The organism is Pedobacter sp. WC2501, assembly GCF_052682415.1.
This window is the reverse complement of sequence record NZ_JBQZFI010000001.1, coordinates 271,362-294,571: the sequence shown is the minus strand read 5'-3', so window position 1 is coordinate 294,571 and position 23,210 is coordinate 271,362. Positions and strand designations below refer to the sequence as shown.

Here is a 23,210-nt window from a genome sequence, read left to right as displayed (position 1 = left end):
GGTACGAAGCATCTGTTCATAGGTTACAGATGCTTCGTACCTCAGCATGACAGCAGATTCAGGGTTGCTGCAACAAAAAGTATTTTCGTTGCTGTCGGGTTTAGGCACAAGGGTTTGTACACCCTAAGCCTCAAAAATGAAAAACTGTATTAGCCCCTTTAGCCCAGGTTGAAGCGTTTACCCTGCAGCAACGAGGTACGAGGAAGCGTAAAAGCGAAAAACGGGAAGAAATTTAGTGTTTTGTACAGGCCTTGCGCTCCAAATCTGAGAAAGCGTTTGATTTTATATCCTAAGCCTGCGGAAGAACAAAATTAATATTCCCGGCAATACGTTTGGATTCTTCATCAAACTCAATGCAAGCTGAGCTCAACATGAAACAACACAGAATTGGCTTTAAAAATAACACCTCTTTACAGGCTTTGGTACTTACGATAAGATTTTAAAATCTTAAAGGTATGTTCGAACTCATGACTGCTAAGGTTAGAATAATCAGGCATAGAGAGTTTGTGAGCTGTTAAAAAGTTTAGCAGTTCTTTAATAACACTTGATACTTCTTCCGATTCTTCAGTATGTTTCAGGGTATCGATCTTACTTAATAATAAGGTTATTTCTAACGTCTTAAAATTATTCTTTCGGGTAATACCCAAGCCAATATTAGTTTCTGTAAGTGCTTTTTCATAATGATGCGTGGCATTGTAAAAGCTGGCTTTAAAAGCATTAAAGCAGGCCAATATAAAATTTGTATAATAGGTATAATCGCTGCTGATGATTTTATTTACGAATTGCATAATGCGCTGCGCTTTTTTAAAGTAGTTGAGTTTGATGTAGGTTTGACCTAAATGAAGCAATAAAAAAGGAGAAAATACCGAATATCTTACGTAAAAAATATTAGGATATTTACTCAGTATGGCCATAATAAAACGGTGGCATTCTGCATAATTTTTCTGAGAAAATAAGACAATCAATGCCAATCTGTAAGAGAGTATTTCGGCAGAGGTGATCTCTTCGTTTCTTTTTGGTTTACTTTGATCTATCTCGTGGCAAAGTTTTATAATTTTATCTTCGAGGCTTTTGCTTTCGTTAGGCTTATTAATCAGGTGATTATAAAAATAAAGGATTAAATCGTAAGGGTTAATCGGAAACAGTTCGTTTAATCTTTTATAATTTCTCTTCAATACCTGCATGGTATTGGCTAGAGCTACTTTATCTACATCAATGAGATTAACGTTGCATTCTATTACATGCAGCATAATCTGTATGTCTTCATTCAGTACGTTTTCAGATATGGTTTTGATGGTTTCCTTGTACAGGTTGCCCATGGTTCGCCCTGTAGCCATAAGGTCGATAAAATCGATACCAATGCTCAACTTATTGAAGTTAGAATTGGGTTTGCTAAGCTCATATTTCGATACGTAGCAAATAAAATCAAAAGCACTATTTTTTTCGCGGTTTGAAAATGGCAGCCTGAAAATGTTTTTTAAAGCAGCTATTTCGTTACGGTTGATAGCGAACCTGATCGACCAGTTAAGGATATGATCTCTTTGGGAATTCTGACCTGGGAAATTGCTTAATATGTGTTCGAAAAATGGTTTACTTGGTTTATATTCAAATTTATCGGTAATCTGTATAAATAGAAAATAGGTATAAATATCGTCGTTTAAAAAGCGGACAATTTCTGTAGGAATAGTTGTACTTAACCTTTTTTCCTGGATGATAATCCCATCATTTAAAAGTTCTTCGTATGCATCGGGATAACAATTGATGTAGTTCAGGATTTTTTCTTTAGAAACCCTTAATTTCTTATTTCCTTCTGAAATGCAATCACTTATTTTTTTGAGGAGAAATATTTTTTTGGTACTTTTTTTTGCCATAAATACGCGCCTCTCTAAAAAATAACTAATTAATTCATAACATAACAAGGGGTTATTCAGTTCAAGGTGCTGTTGCTCATCCTTGAGTTTGAAATACACCTGTAGCCAGAATGGTGTTTTAAATTGGGTTAAAAGGGGCAAACTTACGTCTGCCTGGCTGATAATTCTATTTTCTATATGGCTTAAGGTGTAGAGTACCTCCTCAACATTTAACGGTGGTACATTACTTAATGTGTCCTCATCATAAAATAAGCCCATATACCAGGCTTTGGTTAAAGATGCAGAACCATGAATAGCAGGCTGAAGATTAATCCAGCTATCAGTTCGCAATCCAAATATGATCTTAACAAAATTATTCTCTTCTATACTATATAAGAAGTCGATAAATGCTTTAAAATAATCACCTTTAGCTAAGTGTCCGTCAATACCGTCAACAATAATAATAAAACGGCCTTCTCTCTTTTCAGGATTTTTTTTAAAAAAACTGATCAACTCGCTAAGGCTTCCAAATTTAAATTCTTTTAAAAACCACTCTTTTAAAGTATCTCCATTTTGGATAATGGTATTAAGACTTGCAGAGTTAATTAATAAAACAATATCGTTTTTATAAAGGGCATTTTCTGAGAAGAAAAAATACTCTACCATGTGTGCGAGCAGTATCGATTTCCCTTGACCCGGTTGGGCACTTACGGTTGTAAACTGGTAATTGTTTTTTAAGAAATAATCAAAGTCGGGATAAAAAAAACTTCTGTTCGCAGTTGAATTAAATGGAACGCCTGAATTATTTTTTTTAGCAATTAACGATACCTCTGTAAGGGCATGTGCTTTTAGTTTTAAATCCTGCCAGATACTTTGAACAGAGGTAGTTTGATTTTTCTTATCCGTACAAAATGAGTCCCAATCGTTATAACCTACATATTGCGAAAGGCTATTTAAAGTAAATAAGGAGAATTTATGTAATGTGTTCGCAAAGCCAAAGAATCGTTTGATCGTCGTTTCACTTACGTAGTTTTTGGTTTCCTGATATACATATTCAGAAATAATCTTACAATGACCCGGGTCGATATTTCTCAAACCAGATTTTAAAAGGACAAACTTCCGGAGTTCGATAAGGAGGTCGTTAGCGTTCATTAATTAACAGATGGGATGACTTACTGCTAATGTCATCATAATTTCACAATTGAAGAAATCTATTCGTTAAGAAAGACCTGTATGAATAAAATGAATGAAATGTAATAGGATTAAAATGAATAGTAATGGATAAGATAGGTACCTATTCTAGATTTAGATTTGTCATAATAATATAATGCCCCTTGAAAAACATTACCAAACTGTAGCATTAATACATAGTAAGTCTTCCAAAATAACGCCTGACATGATGAAAACCCGTACTTTCTCATCCCGAATAGGGATAATCCGCAATACTTTTGTTGCAGTCATCGTTCTATTAACGCTCTTTTCTGCCAAATCGTATGCGCAAACTAAAATTTTTGCAAATACTGTATCTGCTCAGAGCAGAGTAGATAATGCATTAAATGCAACTTTAAACGACAACACTTTTGCTTCGGTTAATTCGTATGGTGGAATTGCTGTTGGTATTGGCTCTTATAGTGGCGAACTGGAATTAAAATATCCGGCTGCTGTAGCTGCGGGAATGACATCTTATATCAGGATAGATTTTGATGGAGATGTACTGGACAGGTTATTAGGAGGGAGTTTGGGTGCCTTGCTGGCTAATGTAGGCGGAACTGTAGTTCTTGGAAACCATTCATTCCAGGTGGGAGCCAGAAACGGTGCCTCTGCAGTTCCCCCAAATGGCGGTAACAGTATTGATGGATTTTCTTCAGATAATCTGCGTTTGGTAAAAGATGCAAATGGTTTCTTTTATATCGCAATAACCCCTACACAGGCTTATGATAGGGTATTTGTAAAAGATGTAACCAATGCACTTTTGGTTTCAGTTGCTAATCATACCAAGGTTTATTATTCTTTTTATACTTCAGGCACTGATCCTTGTGCACAGGCATTTACTACTGGATACGAAGGAACAGGGATTACACTTGATGCCTTACAGCTGGGCAGTTCTGGTGTAACAAATAGTGAAAGGGCAATAGATTCAGATCCAAATAATTTTTCTGAACTTAGTTTAGGGGTACTTGGCGTGGGATCATCCATTAGCCAAAATTTCTATTTTGCAACAGCATCAAATCCTGGTGATGATATTAACCTGCGACTTAGCGCTTCCCCTGCATTATTAACAGCAGGGCTTTTACAAAACATTTCTATAACCGCATATAATGGCGGTACCCAGGTTTACACTGGTTCAGCGTCAAGTTTATTAAATCTAGACTTATTAGGTTTACTGAATAGTGGGCAACCAGTATCGATACCTTTTTCTCCCGGTGCAAATGTAGTGTACGACAGGGTGAAGGTTACACTCGGATCTGTAGTTGCGCTAAACCTTACACAAACCATCAACGTTTATGGTGTAATTCGCTCTGCGGGCAGGCCAACTCCAGCAAGTACAGCAATTGCTGCATGTTATAATACCGCAGTAGCTTTAAATGCTACTACTCCAAACACCAACGAATTAAGATGGTATGAAGCAATAGAAGGAGGAACAGCATTACAAACAGTTGCTTTTAATGGAACCTTTACAACACCAGCATTAATAGCTACTAAAACTTATTATGTTGCTGCCAGAAGAGTAGGCTGTACTGCTGAATCGGCAAGAATACCTGTTGTAATTACAGTAAATCCACAAATTATTTTTAATGGGTCAACATTAATAAATGCCACTCCAGGTTTTGCCTATACTAAACAATTAGATGTAGCTACAGGTGGAACAGCAGGTTATACTTATGCCCTGGCTGCAGGAAGTACATTGCCTGCAGGCTTAAGTTTGTCATCAGCCGGAGCAATTACAGGAACACCAACTGTAGCCAATACCTACACTTTTTCTGTAGTTGCAACTGATGCCAAAGGCTGTAAAGCAACTGCAATTTATAGTTTAACGGTTACCGCAGCATTGGTACTTACACCAGGCGCATTGCCTGATGGTTTAACCGGAACTGTTTATCCAACACAGACTATACCGGTTGCTACTGGTGGAACAGGGCCGTATACCTATACTGCAACAGGTGTTCCTCCTGGCTTAAGCTTTAATCCAACAACAAGAGAAATTACCGGCACACCAACCCAACCTGGAATATATACGATACCAGTTACGGTTGTTGATGCAAACGGTAATACCATTACTTCGAATTACACCGTAAAAATTACTGATCCTTTATTGTTACCTGCAGCGACATTAGCTGATGGCACTACAGGAACAGTTTATACTACGCAAATTATTCCAAGTGCAACCGGTGGAACTACGCCTTATACTTATTCGGCAACAGGTCTTCCTCCAGGTTTAACTTTTAATCCATCAACCAGAGCCATTACCGGTACGCCAACAGCTATCGGTACTTATACAGTGCCTGTTACAGTAACAGATGCTGATGGAAAAATGGTAACAACCAATTATACCATTAACATCAATAACCCATTGCTTTTGCCAGCTGCAACTTTGCCAGATGGAACAGAAGGAGCAGTTTATACTACACAAACTTTACCGGCTGCTACTGGTGGTGTTGGTCCTTATACTTATGTAGGTGCTAATCTTCCTGCTGGATTATCGTTTAATCCAGCTACAAGAGAGGTTACTGGTACTCCAACCCAGGCAGGTAATTATGTAATTGGTGTTACAGTTACTGATAGCCAAGGTAAAACAGCAAGTAACACTTATCCAATTAAAGTAAATGGTACCTTAATTTTACCAACAAAAACATTACCTAACGGTATTGTTGGTTCCTCTTACTTACCGCAAACATTACCGGCTGTAACAGGTGGAACGTCTCCATATACATATGCAGCAACAAACCTCCCTCCAGGATTGTCATTTAATACAACTACAAGAGAAATTACCGGAACACCCACACAAGGTGGTACTTATAATGTTGCTTTAACCGCTACAGATGCTAACAATAATAAAGCAACAACGACTTATGCCATAACCGTAACGGTAAATGCGCCGGTTGTGGCTTCAGCTACAGTATGTACCGGAAGCACTGCTACTTTAACGGTAAGCAACCTACAGGCTGGTGTAACTTATAACTGGTACGCCTCAACAGGAAGTACGCCATTAGTAACTGGCAATAACGGTACTTTTGTAACGCCTGCAGTAAGTTCAGCAACTGTATTTTATGTAGAAGCCGTTTCCGGAACAGCAATCAGTTCGAGGGCATCGGTTACGGTTTCAGTTAATCCACCGGCAACTTTAGCCACAGTTACGACTAATAACCAGGTAATCAACGCCGGACAAACTACAACTTTAACCGCTATTGCTGATGCTGGAAACACCATTGCCTGGTTTGATGCTCCATCAGCAGGAGCGCAGGTTGGAACAGGAACTTCGTTTACTACACCAGCTTTAACTGCAACCAAAACTTATTATATAGAAACCACAAGCAGCAATGGCTGTAAAAGTGCAAGCCGCGTTCCGGTAACTGTAACTGTAATTAACGGTGGCGGCGCAACAGCTTGTAATGCAGCAAACAGTCAGAATACTGGCATTAATGGTATCTGTTTATTATGCGCTATAAATGGCGCAGGTAACTCTACTGATGCTAATACAAACAACTTCACCAGAATTTCTCTTGCTGTAGGTGTTACAGCAACAGGCTACCAACAATTAATTTTCCCATCTACAGGCGTTGCTACAGATAGCATCCGTTTAGACCTGGCTTTACCAACTGGTTTAGCCGATGTCGGTCTTTTAATAATGTAACCGTTACAGTATTAAATGGTAATACGGTTGTAAGAACAGTACAATTAAATGGTGCATTATTAAGTCTTCAACTTTTATCAGGCAATCGTTTTGCAGCAACTGTTTTAGCTGGTGGTACTTATGATAGGGTTCAGGTAAGCTTTGGTGCACTGGTTTCTGCTTTAACCAGCTTAGATATTTATGGCGCAACGATAGTTTATCCTAACCCAACATTTATAGGTGGTGCACAATCCATCTGTTCAGGCAGCACTGCAACATTAAGTGCAACTGCAAATGGGGGTACAACTTTAGCTTGGTTTGATGCGCCGACAGGCGGAAACCAAGTGGGAACTGGAGCAAACTTCACTTCTCCGGCTTTAACCGCAACTACTACCTATTATGTGCAGGTAAGCAAAGGAACATGTTCAAATACAACAAGGGTTCCGGTGGTTATTACTGTTAATCCGGCAATTGTATTTGCAGGTACAACTTTAACCAATGCAACAATTGCCTCTCCATACAGTAAGCAACTTCCGGCAGCTTCTGGCGGAACACCAGGTTATACTTACTCATTAGCTGCCGGCAGTGCTTTGCCAGCTGGTTTAGCTTTATCGCCAGACGGTTTGGTAAGTGGAACGCCAACTGCAACCGGTAACCCAACATTCGATGTTCTAGCAACCGATACAAAAGGTTGTAGCACAACCTCAACTTTCACTTTAACAGTAACACCAGCCTTAGCTTTAGCTCCTGGAGCATTGCCTAACGGTGTAACAGGCACAGCTTACACTACTAACGGAATTCCGGCTGCAACAGGTGGAACAGGCCCTTACACTTATTCGGCTACTGGTGTTCCTCCAGGATTAACTTTTAATCCGGCAATAAGAGAAATTACAGGTACACCAACACAGATTGGAACCTATACTATACCGGTTACGGTTACTGATGCCAATGGCAATACCATTACCGCTAACTATACGCTTAAGGTAACTGATCCTTTGGTTTTACCAGCGGCAACTTTAGCTAATGGAACTACTGGCACAGTTTATCCTACCCAAACTATTCCATCTGCAACAGGTGGTTCGACACCTTATACTTATACTGCAACTGGTATTCCTCCGGGATTAACTTTTAACCCTGCAACAAGAGAGATTACCGGAACACCTACACAATCCGGGACTTTCACCGTACCGGTAACGGTTACCGATGCTGATGGAAAAACAGCAACCAATAACTATACAATTGTAGTGGTTGATCCTTTATTGTTACCGGCAGCAACTTTGCCTGATGGAACAGAAGGAACAGTTTATGCCACGCAAACCTTACCATCGGCAACCGGTGGCGTTGGCCCATATACTTATGTAGCAAGCAATCTTCCTCCAGGCTTAATTTTTAATCCAACAACTAGAGCAGTTTCTGGAACACCTACGCAGGCAGGAAATTATTCAATCAGTGTTACCGCTACAGATAGTGAAGGCAGAACCGCAAATAATACTTATGCACTTAAAGTAATAGGTGTATTATCATTACCAGGTGCTACTTTACCAAATGGTATTGTAGGTACACCTTACCCAACACAAACTTTACCAGCGGTAACCGGTGGCGTTGGCCCATATACTTATTTAGCTACAAACCTTCCTCCGGGATTAAGTTTTAATACCACAACAAGAGAAATTACAGGAACACCAACTTTAGGTGGAACCTTTTCAATTTCTTTAACTGCAACAGATGCAAACGGAAACAAAGCAACAACAGCTTATAACTTAACTGTAACAGTTAATGCGCCAGTAGTTGCTGCAGTAACTGTTTGTGCTGGAAGTCCGGCTACATTAAGCGTAAGCAATTTGCAAGCTGGTGTAACCTATAACTGGTATGCTTCTACCGGAAGTACACCATTGGTTACCAATAATACTGGTGTTTTTGTAACACCTGCAGTAGCTGCCCCAACCGTATTTTATGTTGAGGCAGTATCAGGAACTGCGGTAAGTGCTAGAACTGCAGTTAACGTTTCTGTTAACCCACCTGCAACTTTAGCAACGGTTACTACCAATAATCAGGTAATTAATGCGGGTCAGTCTACTACCTTATTGGCAACAGCTGATGCTGGAAATACCATCCAATGGTACGATGTTGCTACAGGTGGAACACAGGTAGGTGCTGGTACTTCATTTACTACCCCAACATTATCGGCTACTACTACTTATTATGTAGAAACTACAAATGCCAGCGGTTGTAAAAGTGCAAGCCGCGTACCAGTAACTGTTACTGTATTAAATAACGGTGGTGGAACCGCATGTAATGCCGCTAATTCGCAAAACACAGGTATAAACGGAATTTGTTTATTGTGCGGAATAACCGGAGCCGGAAATTCTACTGATGCAGATCCATCTAACTTTACCCGAATATCGTTATCAGTAGGTGTTGGTGCATCAGGTTACCAACAATTAATTTTCCCTAACGCCGGAACAGCAACTGATAGCATCCGTTTAGATTTAGCTTTACCAGGTGGTTTATTAGATTTAACTGCACTGGGGAATGTTACTGTAAACGTATTGAACGGATCAACAGTGGTTAGATCAGTTCAGTTAAGTTCATCATTATTAAATCTCCAATTACTTTCAGGTTCTCGTTTCGCAGCTACCATTTTAGCCGGAGGTGTTTATGATAGGGTACAAGTAAGCTTTGGTGCATTAGTATCAGCATTAACCAGTTTAGATATTTATGGTGCTACTGTAATTTATCCTAACCCAACCGTAACAGCAGGTGCACAAACGATTTGTGCCGGAGGTACAGCAACATTAACAGCAACAGCAAACGGTGGTACAACTTTAGCCTGGTACGATGCGGCTACTGGTGGTACACAATTGGCTACCGGCGAAACATTTACTACACCAGCTTTAACCGCTACTAAAACTTATTATATTCAGGTAAGCAAAGGAACCTGTGCAAATGTGACCAGAGTTCCGGTAACTGTAACCGTTACACCAGCACTACCAACACCAGTATTGGCAACAATTGCTAATGTGTGTGAGGGATTATCAGCAACTTTATCAGTTGCTAACCCTGATCCGGCAATAACTTACAAATGGTACGATGCTGCAATAGCAGGCAACTTATTGTTTACCGGCGCTGTATTCCAAACTCCGGTACTGGCAGCTGCAACTACCTATTATGTAGAAGCATCGCAGGGTAACTGTACAAGTGCTGCACGTGCAGCAGCTGCGGTATCTGTTAATCCTCGTCCGGTGTTACCTGTAGTAACTGCCAATTCATCAACAGTGGGTGCAGGGCAAACTGCAATTTTAATGGCTAGTTCTGCAGATCCAACCAATACTTTCAATTGGTATACTTCTAATACTTCAACTATACCTGTTTATTTAGGTGCTACTTATGTTACACCGCCGCTGTTGGCTACCACAACTTATTATGTAGAATCGGTTTCTACCAATGGTTGTACTTCGGCAAGCCGCGTACAGGTGACCATTACCGTTGATGGTAACGGATCGCCAAATCCGGTTCCTTGCGAGGCAGCAATCACACAGGTTGGTGGTGTTACTGGTGTAGCCTTATTATCAGGTGTGTTTAACCCAGCTTTAGCTATTGATAATGATACCCAGACTGCATCTTCATTAGTGATGCCAGTTGGAGCGCTTGGGGCATCAGTTTATCAAAGAGTTGGTTTTGGATCACTATCTACTTTAGGTGATACCGTACGTGTATTGGTATCATCTCCAGGAAAACTATTATCACTGTCGTTATTAGGGAACGCTTCAATTACTACTTATGTTGGAACCAATAGCAATGGTGATTCGAGATTGTTAAACAATAACTTATTAAATGTTCAGTTATTGAGCGGTAATACACAGGCCTTAATCACTTTTGTTCCAACTAATGTTTTTGATGGAGTAGAAGTAAGATTGAACTCAGGTGTATTGGGTGCATTAACTTCAATCAACTTAAATTACGCACAACGCATTTTGGTTGCGCCAACAGTTACGGCTGCTAATGTAACCGCTTGTGTGGGCTCAACTGCTCAATTGCAGGTGAATAATCCATCAGCAGGTTTAACCTACAGGTGGTACGATGCTACTGGTACTTACCTGAGCGGTAAAGACGGTGTTATCTTTACTACTCCTGTTTTAACAGGCGATACTAAATTCTATGTAGCTGCAGTTTCTGCAACGGGTTGTGTAAGCTATAAAACAGTAGTAAATGTTACTACAAACCCTGCTCCGGTAACGCCTGATCTACTTTCGGCATCGGTTAATACCTGCCCTAATACATCTGTTACCTTTCAGGTTAAAGATCCGGTTGCAGGTACAACTTATAACTGGTACGATACAGCAACCTCAACAGCAGTATTATTTACTGGTGATAACTTTACCACACCATTAATTACGGCTGACAGAAGTTACTTTGTAGCTGCAGTAAACAGCTGCGGTACTTCATCGGCAAGAACTGAGGGTAAAATTGTGCTTGGAACCATTGATATTCCGGTAATTACACCGCCATCAATCACCATTAGTGAAGGTGCTGTTGCCGTATTAAAAGCAACTTCGGGTACAGCTGGTGCAACTATTAACTGGTACACTACTGCAAACGGAACAGTTCCGGTATATACCGGCGAAACTTATGTAACTCCTCAATTAAGCACCACAACAACTTATTATGTTGAGGCAACCATACCTGGAGGCTGTACTGCAACCAGCAGGGCTACTGTAACCGTTACTGTAATTCCTAACGGTAACCCGGTAACTACTCCTTGTGGAACGGCTACAACTACAATTGCAAGTGGCGTAACTGGGGTAGCCGTATTGGCTGGAGTTTTCAACCCTGCTTTTGCGGTTGATAACAATATCAATACAGGATCTAGCCTGGTTATTCCGGTAGGATTACTTGGCGCATCTGTTTATCACCAGGTTGGTTTTACAGGTTTGTCAAATGTAGGGGATACCTTAAGGGTGAAAATTACCACTCCAGGTACATTACTTTCGGCAGGAGTATTAAATAACTTAACCGTAACTACTTTCCAGGGTACAACCAGCAATAACGATGCGGTTTCTATTGCTAACCCATTAATTAGCTTAAAATTATTATCTGGCGGTACATCTGCAATATTAACTTTCGTTCCAACCAGCAAATTTGATGGAGCAGAACTGAGATTAAGTTCTGGTTTGGTAGGGGCATTAACATCTGTTAATTTAGATTATGCGCAGCGTGTAATCACCACGCCAACAGTTAATGCTGCTACGGCAAGTGCTTGTCAAGGTTCATCCACTACATTAAGTGTGCAGAACCCACAAGCAGGTGTCGTGTATAAATGGTACTTAGGAACATCTTATCAGGCAGGAAAAGATGGAACAACTTTCACAACAGATCCGTCCTTAACTGCCGGAACTTATACTTATTCAGTAACCGCAACTGCTAATGGTTGTGAGACTCCGGGAACCAAGGTAACGGTAACCGTATTACCTCCGGCAGTTGCGCCCGTTCCGTCGACTTCCAATCCAGTTATTACTTGTATAGGTACATCTGCTACTTTGAGTGTACAGGCAGTTGCAGGTATTACTTACAACTGGTACGATGCGGCTACAGGTGGAAACATGTTGGTAACCAACAACAGCAGCTTTAACACGCCAACAACACTTACTGCAGGAACCTACGATTATTATGTTGAAGCTGTAAGTGGAACAGGTTGTTCAAGCTCAACACGTACCAAAATTTCTATTACTGTTAATCCATCAGCCGTTGCTGCCGATGTAACAGTAACCGGAACAACATCGTTGTGTGCTTCTGGAACAGCAGTACTTACTGCAGCCAGTACAACAGTAACCAATCCGGTTTTTACCTGGTATAGCGATGCTGCTTTAACCCAGGTAGCTTTTGTAGGTGCAGTATTTAATACACCAGCCATTAGTGTTACCACCAAATATTATGTTACTGTTAGTGGAACAAATAAATGTGCAAATACAGCTGGTAATGCAAAAGAGGTTACGATAACAGTAAACCCTGTTGCCACTCTAGCTGATATAAACTTAGCTGGAATGAGCACCATTTGCGGTGGCGCTTCAGTTACTTTAAACGCAACAAGCACAACAGTAATCAACCCGATATTTACCTGGTATAGCGATGCCGCTTTAACTACCGTTGCATTTACAGGTGCTAACTTCATTACTCCAGTACTTACGGCAAACACCACTTATTATGTAACGGTTAAAGGTGATAATAAATGTGAGAATACAGCAGCTACTGCAAAATCGATTACCATTACGGTTAATCCTGCGGCCACTGATTCAGACCTTGCCATTAACGGAATTACCTCGATCTGTAAAGGGGCTACAGCTGCACTGTCTGCTTCAACAACAACCGTAATCAATCCTGTATTTACCTGGTACAGCAATGCTGCTTTAACTACAGTAGCTTATGTAGGTGCTAGCTTTACTACACCTGTACTTAATGCTAGCACTACTTATTATGTAACTGTTAAGGGTGATAACAAATGTGAAAATTCACCAGCCAACGCTAAGGTAGTTACCGTAACCGTTAAGGATTTTGCTACCGCTGCTGATATTGCAGTGAGCAATGCCCAAATCTGTTCGGGTTCTGCCGTAATGTTAATGGCTTCGAGCACCACGGTAACGCAACCAGTGTTTACCTGGTACAGCGATGCTTCGTTAACCAGCATGGTATTTACTAGCCCAACCTTTACCGTAACCGGCTTAACCGCTAATACAACTTATTATGTAAGTGTTAAAGGAACCAATAAATGCGAAAATGCTGCAGCTGATGCTAAAGCAGTAACCGTAAAGGTTAATCCATTGGCTACCACTACTGATATTATTGTTAATGGAAGCACATCTGCTTGCGCAGGGTCATCTGCTGTATTAAGTGCAACATCGCCAACAGTAACTAACCCGGTATTTACCTGGTACAGTGATGCCGCCTTAACCAATATAAGTTTCATTGGCGCAACATTTACTACACCGCCATTAAATACTACCACAACTTATTATGTAACCGTAAAAGGTGACAATAAATGTGAGAATGCACCTGGTACTGCAAGGGTAATTACCATCACTGTTAGTCCGGTGGCTACTGCTTCTGATATCACCGCTGCTGATGCGAACATCTGCGCAGGCTCATCAGCAAGTTTATTAGCCAGCACAACAACAATAACCAACCCGATATTTACCTGGTACAGCGATGCGGCATTAACAACGCCGGTATTTACAGGGGCTACTTTCAATACTCCAGTATTAACGGCAACCACTAAATATTACCTAGCTGTAAAAGGTGATAACAGGTGTGAAAGTTCTGCTGCAAATGCAAAAATAGTTACAGTTACGGTAAATGCAGGTGCAACAGCTGCTGATATTACCTTATCAACTCCAGCAATCGTATGTGGATCGGGTACAGCAATAATCAATGCAAGTTCGACAACAGTAACCAACCCGGTATTTACCTGGTACAACGATGCCTCGTTAACAAGCGTGGCCTTTACCGGGCCAATATTTACCACTCCAGTTTTAACAGCTACTAAAACTTATTATGTAACCGTTAAAGGAACCAATAAATGTGAAAATACTGCAGCTAATGCAGTGGCTGTAACCATTAAAGTTACTCCTGTTGCAACTACAACAGATATTACAGTAAACGGTTCAACATCGGTGTGTGCAAATGCAACAGCAACATTAGCCGCAATAAGCACAATGGTTACCAACCCAGTATTTACCTGGTACAGCGATGCTACTTTAAGTACAGTCGTGTTTACTGGTCCGGTATTTACTACCCCGGTATTAACTGCAAATACAACTTATTATGTAACCGTTAAAGGCGATAACAGGTGTGAAAGTTCTGCAGCAACAGCAAGGGCAGTAGCCATTACGGTAAATGCATTGCCAAACAACCCTGTGGTATCTGCTCCAAACGGAGGCATCTGCGCAGGTGATGGTGCAACCTTAACAGTAACCAATGCACAGGCAGGTGTTACTTACGAATGGTACAATGCAGCGGTTGGTGGTAATTTATTATTTACTGGCACAACATTCAATGTAACAGCATTAGCTGCAACAACATATTACTATATTTTAGCAATCGGAACCGGAGGTTGTAACAACAATAGCGGCCGTGTTAAAGTAACAGTTACTGTTAACGCAAAACCAATAGTACCAACGGTAGCTTCAACATCGGTTAGTGTTTGCACAGGAAGCTCAGCTATATTAACCGTTACAAACCCTCAAGCAGGTGTAACATACAATTGGTACACCGCATCAGTAGGTGGAACGTTAGCCGGAACAGGTGTAAACTTTACAACACCTACGGTTAATGCAAACATCACTTACTATGTTGAAGGGGCAAATGGCACTTGTATATCATCATCCAGAGCAGCGGTTAATGTAACTGCGCTACCAGTACCAGTTGCGCCAGCATCAGTAACAGCAGCAAATGGAACACTTTGCTCAGGTAGCTCAACTATATTAACTGTAAATAACCCGGTAACAGGATTAGTTTACAGATGGTACGCTGCAAGCTCAGGTGGAGCGGTATTGGCAGAAGGTGTAACTTTTACGCCGCCAAACTTAAGTGCTACTACAATTTATTATGTAGAAGCGATTGCAGCAGGTGGCTGCGCAAGTCCAACAAGAACAGGAGTTACAGTAACTGCACTACCGGTATTAGATAAACCAGTAGTGGTTGTACAAACTACCACATCAAACAGTGTTACGTTTGCATGGGCTGCGGTTGCAGGTGCTACAGCATACCAGGTTTCATTAGACAATGGTTTAACCTGGATCAATCCAACAAATGGGGCAACAGGAACAACTTACCTGGTATCAGGTCTGAAACCAGATCAAAGTGTAAGTATCCTGGTAAGGGCTAAAGGTCAAATCGAGTGTCAAACCAGTCAAAACGGTTCAGCAACTGGCAAAGCAGCTAATCCTTTTGGAGATCAGGTTTATATACCAAATGCATTTACACCAAATAACGACGGTAAAAACGACATATTCTTAATCTACGGTAATACCATATCAAGTGCGAAAATGAGTATTTACACGCAGTGGGGTCAATTGATATTCCAATCAGACAATGTAGCAAACGGATGGGATGGAACTTTCAAAGGTGTAAATCAACCGATCGGAGTTTACGTGTACATGGTTGATATTACATTCAACAATGGTACAACATCATTGAGAAAAGGTACAGTAACGCTGATTAGATAATAAGAGGATTAACAATAAACAGATAAAATCAAAGACCATGAAAATACTATCGGCTTTAAAAATATATGTTGCAGTGCTAGGATTACTGCTGTGTACAGCTAAGTCCTTTGCGCAAACTGATCCGCATTTTTCGCAATACTATGCAAATCCGTTATACCTTAATCCGGCTTTAACAGGGGTAATAGATGGCGATTACCGTGCAACTGTAAACTTTAAACAACAATGGAGTGCATTAAACAGTTCTTTTTTAACAGGTGGAGCATCTTTCGATATGGCTCCCAAAAAGAACCTGGCATTTGGTGCAACCATTTTAAATCAAAGGGCTGGAGAGCTAGACTTTAACTACCTATCTGCTCTGGTATCCGGCTCGTACCGTTTGAGGTTTGGTGCCGAAGGTTTGCAGATGGTGAGTTTTGGTTTACAGGCTGGTATAATTAACCGTAGTTTCGATTTCTCTCAGGCCAGGTTCGGTAATCAGTTTAATCCGATTTCAGGTTATGATGGTGGTATGATGAGCGGCGAAACACTTTCATCTCAATCATCTTTGGTTCCTGATGTAAACGCAGGTATAATGTTTTTTGATGGCGATCCGAATAAGAACGTAAACGTTTTTTTAGGCGCAAGTGCCGCACATTTAACCCGGCCTATGGATCGTTTCTCTGGTTCAAATTCACGCATCCCTGTTCGTTTTACTGCACATGGTGGTGCGCGGATCAAGGCTTCAGAAATATTGGATATTGTGCCGAACGCATTGTTTATGTATCAGGGAAATACAAATGAAATTTCGTTAGGTGCTTATGCACAGCTTAATGTTAATCCATCAGCAAATATTTTATTTGGTGGTAACTACCGTAATAAAGATGCTGCAATTGCTTTTGTTGGTTTACAGTTAAAGAATATGGTGTTCGGATTAAGTTATGATGTAAATACCTCCTCCTTTAATCGTGCATCAAACAGTAACGGGGGGTTAGAGCTTTCAATATCACTTATTGGCCGTAACGGTTTAATTGGTCCAAACTTCTTTTGTCCACGTTTATAATTATTCAGATGAAAAAAATATTACTCTTTTTGTTAGTGGCATTTGGCGGTTTTGCAAACGCACAGTATGTGGTAAATTATAAAAAAGTTGCAGATACTTATTTTGAAAATAAGGATTATTATGCGGCATCTACCTTTTATAAAAAAGCCTTAAAAATTACCGGCGATAGTACCCAGGCCATTTTACCATACGGTAAAGAAAGAAAGTCAGCGACTAATGATAAAGTGATAGAAGATTATGAAGGATCGATTTATAACCTTGCAGAATCCAGTAGACTGTATAGGGAATTTAACGAGGCTGAAAAATACTATGCTATAGCGATAACATTTACGAATACACGTTTTAGAAAGGCGCTGTATTATTATGCTGAAAGTTTAAGAGCAAATAAAAAATTTAATCTGGCTATTGATGCTTTTCAACAGTTTATCGAGAAAAATCCTGGCGATGCTTTAGCTAAAGAAGCACAAAAGGAAATTGAGTCGTGTAAGTTTGCAATCGAAGAAATGCGCTTTCCACGTATAATACAGGTTAAAAAAGTGCCTGACAATGTAAATGGTTTAGGATCTAACTATGCACCTGTTAAAATCAATAATGAATTATATTTCACTTCATCGCGTCCGGTTGCTGTAGGGAGTAAAAAAGATATGGTTAAAACAGATGCCGGAGAAATTCAGGTATCAACTAAAACCAATCCATTCATCAACAATATCTACGCAGCTAAAGGCGAATTAAATTCGTCTGATATAGCGGTTAGAAAAATCGATATCAATTTTCCTAAAAACATGGAAATTGCTGCGGTTACTTTTACCCCTGACGGAAATACGATGTACTTTACCGCCTGGAAGGATAAAGAAAAATATGCTATTTATTCTTCTAAAAAAACAGGTGATAAATGGGCAGATCCGCAACCCGTTGGTTTACAGGTAAACAGTAAAGATTTTAATTCTGCACAACCTTTTGTTACCAGCGATGGTAAATTCCTTCTTTTCTCATCTGATAGAAGTGGTGGTTATGGTAAATTCGACCTTTGGTATTGTGCCATGCGGGAAGATGGTTCATTAGGGCAGGCGGTAAATTTTGGGCCAGTCATTAATACCGAAGATGACGAACGTGCGCCGTATTACAATTCATTAACCAAAAAGTTATTATTTAGTACCGACGGACGCATTGGTTTCGGTGGCCTTGATTTTTTTGAGTCAGAGGGCGATCTGGTCAATTGGTCTAAGCCTAAAAACCTCGGTTATCCGTTCAACTCATCAAAAGATGATCTTTACTTTACCGCAATCGATGATAAAGGAACAGCTGGATATATCAGTTCCGATCGCGAATCATCGTGCTGTTTGGAAATATTCGAAGTAAAAAAAGAATATTTGTCAATCTCAGGTGTTTTAACCGATTGTAAAACTAAATTACCTTTGGCAGGTGCCAATGTAACTTTAACCAATGCTGAAGGATCACAGAAAATAACTACAGGTACCGATGGGATTTACAGTTTTAAAGTAGATTCGAAAAGACCGGTCAAATTGCTTTTTGCAAAAGATAATTATTTCGCAATTACTAAAAACTACCTTTACGAAGAACTGGCAAAGGCAGATACCCTGATTGATAAAGATTATTGCTTAAGTCCTTTCAAATTAGGTATCCCAATGACTTTGGACAATGTGTATTACGAATTTAACAGTGCCGAACTTACCGGGCCTTCTAAAAAAGTATTAGACTTCCTGATCCCGATTATGGAAGATAATCCTGAAATGGAAATCGAACTAGGCGCTCATACCGATAATATTGGTACAGATGAGTACAACTTAGATCTATCAAACAGAAGGGCAAAATCTTGTACAGATTATTTAGAAAGTAAAGGAATTGCAGCCTCTAGAATGACTTCTAAAGGTTATGGAGAATCAATGCCAATTGCACCAAACGAAATCGTAGTAAAACGCAAGAAAAAGGATAATCCTGAAGGAAGAGCAAAAAACAGAAGAACTGAATTTAAAGTAACTAAAAAATAAGATATACTAACATCTCTGCTAGCCGTCTTCCTAAAAAGAAGATGGCTTTTTTTGTTGTGCTGGTTGGATTTGTAATCCCGACCTATTGTGCTGTGGATTTTTAATCCACTAATGAAAAAGATCCTTGGTTAATGAGGGGGTGTAAATCCCTTATAACCGCATAAATAGTTTTCAGTTGGCAATTTTCAGTTAACTGAAAACTGCCAACTGAAAACTGATCATCTGTTTTTAAATTAATCTTTGTAATTTTCGCTTATCATTTTAATGCAATGAAGATAAATATCCAACCAACCGTAATTTTTAGAACACCTAAATTTTCATACCAATCCGAACTGGCAGATTGTTGGGAGGAATTAAAATTGGCCATTTCAATATCTTCCGCAGCCTTTTACGAAACCATAAAAGAAGTAAATGCAAGCGAACTCAAAGATCTTCCACCTAAGGTTCATTTTACCATCTGGAAATATTTTAACCGTGCGAAATTCAGGGCGACCCCTTATGGCACTTTTGCTGGTTTTAGTTTAATAAATAATGCCATTAAGCCATCTGAAAGTAGAATAGTAATTGAAGAAACTCAAAAGGTGCGCGAACTGATTGATTGGCCTCACAAAAATAATATTCAATTGCCATTGGCAGATCTGTTGCAAAAGAACTGCCTCATATTTAGTAACAGCAGTTATTATTTAACAGCCAATAGTATCCGCTATATAGCCTGTACCGATGGTGTTTTCGAACTTGCCGAGTTAGATCAAGACGATTTTGTAATACAAATATTAACTGCTTGCCTAAAGCCGCTCAGGCTTAATGATCTGGTAAAACAATTAAATTTAAGTGATACTGAAGTAGAGGGACTGTTTGGTTTGCTGGAGGATATGCATGATCTACAGCTTGTTTTTACCAACTACGATCCCAATATTATCGGAGATGATTATTTTGAGCGATTAGGGCTTGCCGCTACTGCTGAGTTACCAAAATATCTTATTGCGCAACGCAGGGCTTTATCTGGTGGGATTAATGAACGTTCGCTTCAGGCCATTCCAGGTTTGATAAGCATGCTTCATAATATAATTCCTGCTAAAGATCGTGATGCCCTTAGCCAGTTCCAGGTTAGGTTTAAGAAGAAATTTGAAGATCAGGAAGTACCGCTTTTATTGGCGCTGGATCCTGAAATGGGTGTAGGATACGATGAGTTAGAGCAGTCCGGTCAAAATAGCGGATTTATCACACGCTTTAATAATAAGCCGCCAAAAAAAGCAGAGACGGAAAATATTAGAAGAGCATTAAAAACCTGCCTGACTGAGCAAAAATTTGAGAAAGGCAAAGCAGTTTATCTGAATAAACTTGTCTTGACACCGAATCAAAAACCAGCAGCTTTACCAAATTCATTCAGCATGGTAATGTCTGTTCATGATGATTTGATTTTTGCCGAACAGATCGGTGGAGCAACATCAAATGCATTAAATGGAAGATTTACGATGGCATGCGATGATGTAGAGCTGTATGCAAAAGACATTGCAGCAGCAGAACAACAAGCAAATCCAGACGTGTTATTTTTTGATGTGGCCTATATGGTAGAAGCTAATGTAGATAATGTAAACAGACGCAAACTGATTTACGGACATCAATTATCAATCTTAAATTTTGATACTTCAGCATCTCCACTTGCCTTAAATGATATACAGATTTCAGTGCGGGGCACAGAGCTGATTCTTCGCTCTAAACATCTCAATAAACGGCTGGTGCCAAGAATGGCTTCTGCTTATAACTATATCCGATCAGATCTTTCTGTATTCAGGTTATTGTGCGATTTGCAACATCAAGGCTTACAAACAAATCTTTCCTTTTCGCTGGATACTATTTTTCCTGATTTAGATTATTATCCAAGGTTACAATATCAAAATATAGTTTTAAGCCCTAATAAATGGAAAATTAAAAAAGAAGCCCTTTTAGGATCCGATCAAAAGTTCCTATCCATTGCCGAATGTAAATTATACCTGATCAGTTTAGGCGTTAGCGAATATTTTAAAGCAGGTATCTCCGATCAAACTTTATGCTTTGCGCTACATAACGAAGATGATCTAAATGCTTTTCTGCAATACATACAAAAACATGGCAGTACCTATATTGAAGAAATGTTACTGCCTCAAAATAGTATCGTGGTTGATGAAGCAGCCAAACCCTATTTAGCACAGTTTGTTTTAAGCTTGGGGCATGGTGAACAAATTTATCGTGGTTTGGATAAAACATCAGCAAATACCGGGATAACGCGGTTTTTCCTGCCAGGTAAAGAATGGCTTTATTTCGAAATTTATTGCCACCAGCAACGTAGTGATCAGATTTTGACGGAAGTAATAGTGCCCTTCCTAAATGCTCATGCAGATCAGGTAAAATCGTGGTTTTTTATCCGCTACAATGAAAATGGAAACCACATCCGGTTTAGGGTTCAACTAAACAATCCAGGGGATGGACAGCTGTTAATATCAAAGCTCATGGATGATCTGGAATCATTTTTAAACTCAGGTTTGGTATCTGATGTGCAGATTAAAACCTATAAGCGAGAGTTAGAACGTTACGGCAGTAATATGATTGAAGATGTTGAACGGCACTTCGCTATAGATAGTGCATTTGTAATATCACTTTTAGAAACCCAGACTGATGATTTCAACAAATATAAACTGTGCAGCCTTTTGGTTTCAAAACTTATCGGAGCTAACATTATAGATAAGCTGTCCATCAACAAGGTCGTGAGGTTAATGTCTGATAACTTTAATGAAGAGCATCGGTTAGATGCAGCTGATTTTAAACAATTAAATATCCATTATCAGGAGTTTCGAAAAACAGAATGGACAGCGTTAACAGCAGAACAAGAAGAGGGCTTTAGCGTATTTTCGGATTCTTTCATCAGGATTCTTACACAATGCGCTCCTGAAAATGCATTAAAGCTGTTAACCGATTTAATACACATGCACGTAAACAGACTCTTTAACAAAGATCAGCGAACGCATGAAATGGTTATTTACTATTTCATGCTAAAAGATATTCAGCGCCAGAATGCAACAAAAATTTAGCGGTTTAACCTGGCCAATGGATTAACTACAGTTACATCTATTTCTGTAATGTAGCGGTTAAGTGGATCTTTGTAATACCTGAATATATAATCATTACCATAAAAACTACTCAGGCGCTTGCCAATATTATCAATTCCTACATGATGGCTTTCCGTCTGTTTGCCTTTATTATCATTAATCATGTTTATGGTGCTGATATTTAGTTTGTCTTTTTCGTAAGTGATTTTAATGATCGCCGGTTGAGTAGAGTGTGAAATATTTCCGTGCTTAAATATGTTCTCAACCAAAGTTAGTAAGATAAGCGGTGGAAATCTTAATCCAAACATATCGCCCGTTATTTCAAGTTCCAGATTGATGTTATTAGCCGTTCGCAGCTTATGGAGATTGATCAGGTGTTCAATCTGTTCAATTTCTTCACTCAGCGGGACCATCTCTGATGCTTCAGGGCGTTTTAGGGCATAACGCATCATTTCAGCCAGATTCATAATCGCATCTGCTGCCATGGGTGCCTTTTTGCGGGCATCGTTATAGATAAAGTTTAACGTGTTAAATAGAAAGTGTGGATTGATTTGACTGCGCAGATAATTGTTTTGCGATTGAACCAGATCGTTCTCTAAAGCCTGTTTTTCTATTTGTGTAACCAGGTTCTGCCGTTCCAGTGCTTCTACTTTCTTCTGATCCCGAAATGATTTAATAAGATAAACATAACCCGTTGCGAAGCCAATGAAGTATAATGAACGATAAGTACAGCTTAGAATGAAAGCCATATCAATTGCCAGTGGAGCCGGGACTATAATTAATCCAACTGCTCTGAATAATGCGCTTAATAAAATGGTAACTGAAGTATACAATAAACTCGCTAACAATATCAGTAACGAAATCTTTACTACTTTTAAAATGTCATTTTTTTTGTTTAGTATCTTATTTAGAAAAAAAGAATAACCATAAAAAACAGAAATATTAGCTACGTAAATGATAATATAAACTCCCGGCTGCTTAAAAGATTTTGAAAATAGACCTAGGATAAATACCTCATAAATGATATAAATTCCCCAAATTAAGAAATGAAGTTTATAATTCTGAAAGAATTTTTTGAGGGTAAAAAAAATCATTTTATTGTTTTTTATATATTAAATTAAGGTTTTGGGCTCCTAAAAATGGGGGTTTGTGTAAAAAACTGGTTGCGTTATGATTT

At 39.4% G+C, this 23,210-nt stretch carries 7 protein-coding genes; 5 read left to right on the top strand and 2 right to left on the bottom strand.

Annotation, left to right across the window (positions count from 1 at the left end; all coding sequences use genetic code 11):
- Positions 1–410: 410 nt before the first annotated feature.
- The gene (locus ACUN24_RS01265) at positions 411–3,002 is read right to left on the bottom strand and encodes a hypothetical protein (RefSeq protein WP_445560903.1); all 2,592 of its coding nucleotides are present in this window, start codon (positions 3,000–3,002) and stop codon (positions 411–413) included.
- A 244-nt stretch (positions 3,003–3,246) separates the two neighbouring features.
- On the opposite strand from ACUN24_RS01265, the gene ACUN24_RS01260 reads away from it, so the two are divergent.
- The 5 genes from ACUN24_RS01260 to ACUN24_RS01240 all read left to right on the top strand — a co-directional run bounded on the left by ACUN24_RS01260 (position 3,247) and on the right by ACUN24_RS01240 (position 22,015).
- Positions 3,247–6,702 carry a putative Ig domain-containing protein gene (locus tag ACUN24_RS01260; RefSeq protein WP_445560902.1) on the top strand — a complete coding sequence of 1,152 codons (3,456 nt, stop codon included), beginning with the start codon at positions 3,247–3,249 and terminating at the stop codon, positions 6,700–6,702.
- A gap of 149 nt (positions 6,703–6,851) precedes the next feature.
- Positions 6,852–15,899, top strand: a complete 9,048-nt coding sequence (locus ACUN24_RS01255) for an Ig-like domain-containing protein (protein ID WP_445565118.1) — start codon at positions 6,852–6,854, stop codon at positions 15,897–15,899.
- Positions 15,900–15,936: 37 nt separating this feature from the next.
- The gene (locus ACUN24_RS01250) at positions 15,937–16,938 is read left to right on the top strand and encodes a PorP/SprF family type IX secretion system membrane protein (RefSeq protein WP_445560901.1); all 1,002 of its coding nucleotides are present in this window, start codon (positions 15,937–15,939) and stop codon (positions 16,936–16,938) included.
- A gap of 8 nt (positions 16,939–16,946) precedes the next feature.
- Complete coding sequence (locus ACUN24_RS01245; protein ID WP_445560900.1) at positions 16,947–18,947, top strand: OmpA family protein; 2,001 nt, start codon at positions 16,947–16,949, stop codon at positions 18,945–18,947.
- A gap of 269 nt (positions 18,948–19,216) precedes the next feature.
- Positions 19,217–22,015, top strand: coding sequence for a thiopeptide-type bacteriocin biosynthesis protein (locus ACUN24_RS01240; protein WP_445560899.1), 2,799 nt, complete (start codon positions 19,217–19,219; stop codon positions 22,013–22,015).
- Here ACUN24_RS01240 and ACUN24_RS01235 read toward each other — a convergent pair.
- Positions 22,012–23,127 carry a sensor histidine kinase gene (locus ACUN24_RS01235; RefSeq protein ID WP_445560898.1) on the bottom strand — a complete coding sequence of 372 codons (1,116 nt, stop codon included), beginning with the start codon at positions 23,125–23,127 and terminating at the stop codon, positions 22,012–22,014. The two genes, ACUN24_RS01240 and ACUN24_RS01235, sit on opposite strands and share 4 nt — an antisense overlap.
- Positions 23,128–23,210: the final 83 nt, after the last annotated feature.

Bases quoted from the DNA above. Each gene is read 5' to 3' on its own strand.
- ACUN24_RS01265 (WP_445560903.1), bottom strand. From the start codon at position 3,002: ATGAACGCTAACGACCTCCTTATCGAACTCCGGAAGTTTGTCCTTTTA.
- ACUN24_RS01260 (WP_445560902.1), top strand. From the start codon at position 3,247: ATGATGAAAACCCGTACTTTCTCATCCCGAATAGGGATAATCCGCAAT.
- ACUN24_RS01250 (WP_445560901.1), top strand. From the start codon at position 15,937: ATGAAAATACTATCGGCTTTAAAAATATATGTTGCAGTGCTAGGATTA.
- ACUN24_RS01245 (WP_445560900.1), top strand. From the start codon at position 16,947: ATGAAAAAAATATTACTCTTTTTGTTAGTGGCATTTGGCGGTTTTGCA.
- ACUN24_RS01240 (WP_445560899.1), top strand. From the start codon at position 19,217: ATGAAGATAAATATCCAACCAACCGTAATTTTTAGAACACCTAAATTT.
- ACUN24_RS01235 (WP_445560898.1), bottom strand. From the start codon at position 23,127: ATGATTTTTTTTACCCTCAAAAAATTCTTTCAGAATTATAAACTTCAT.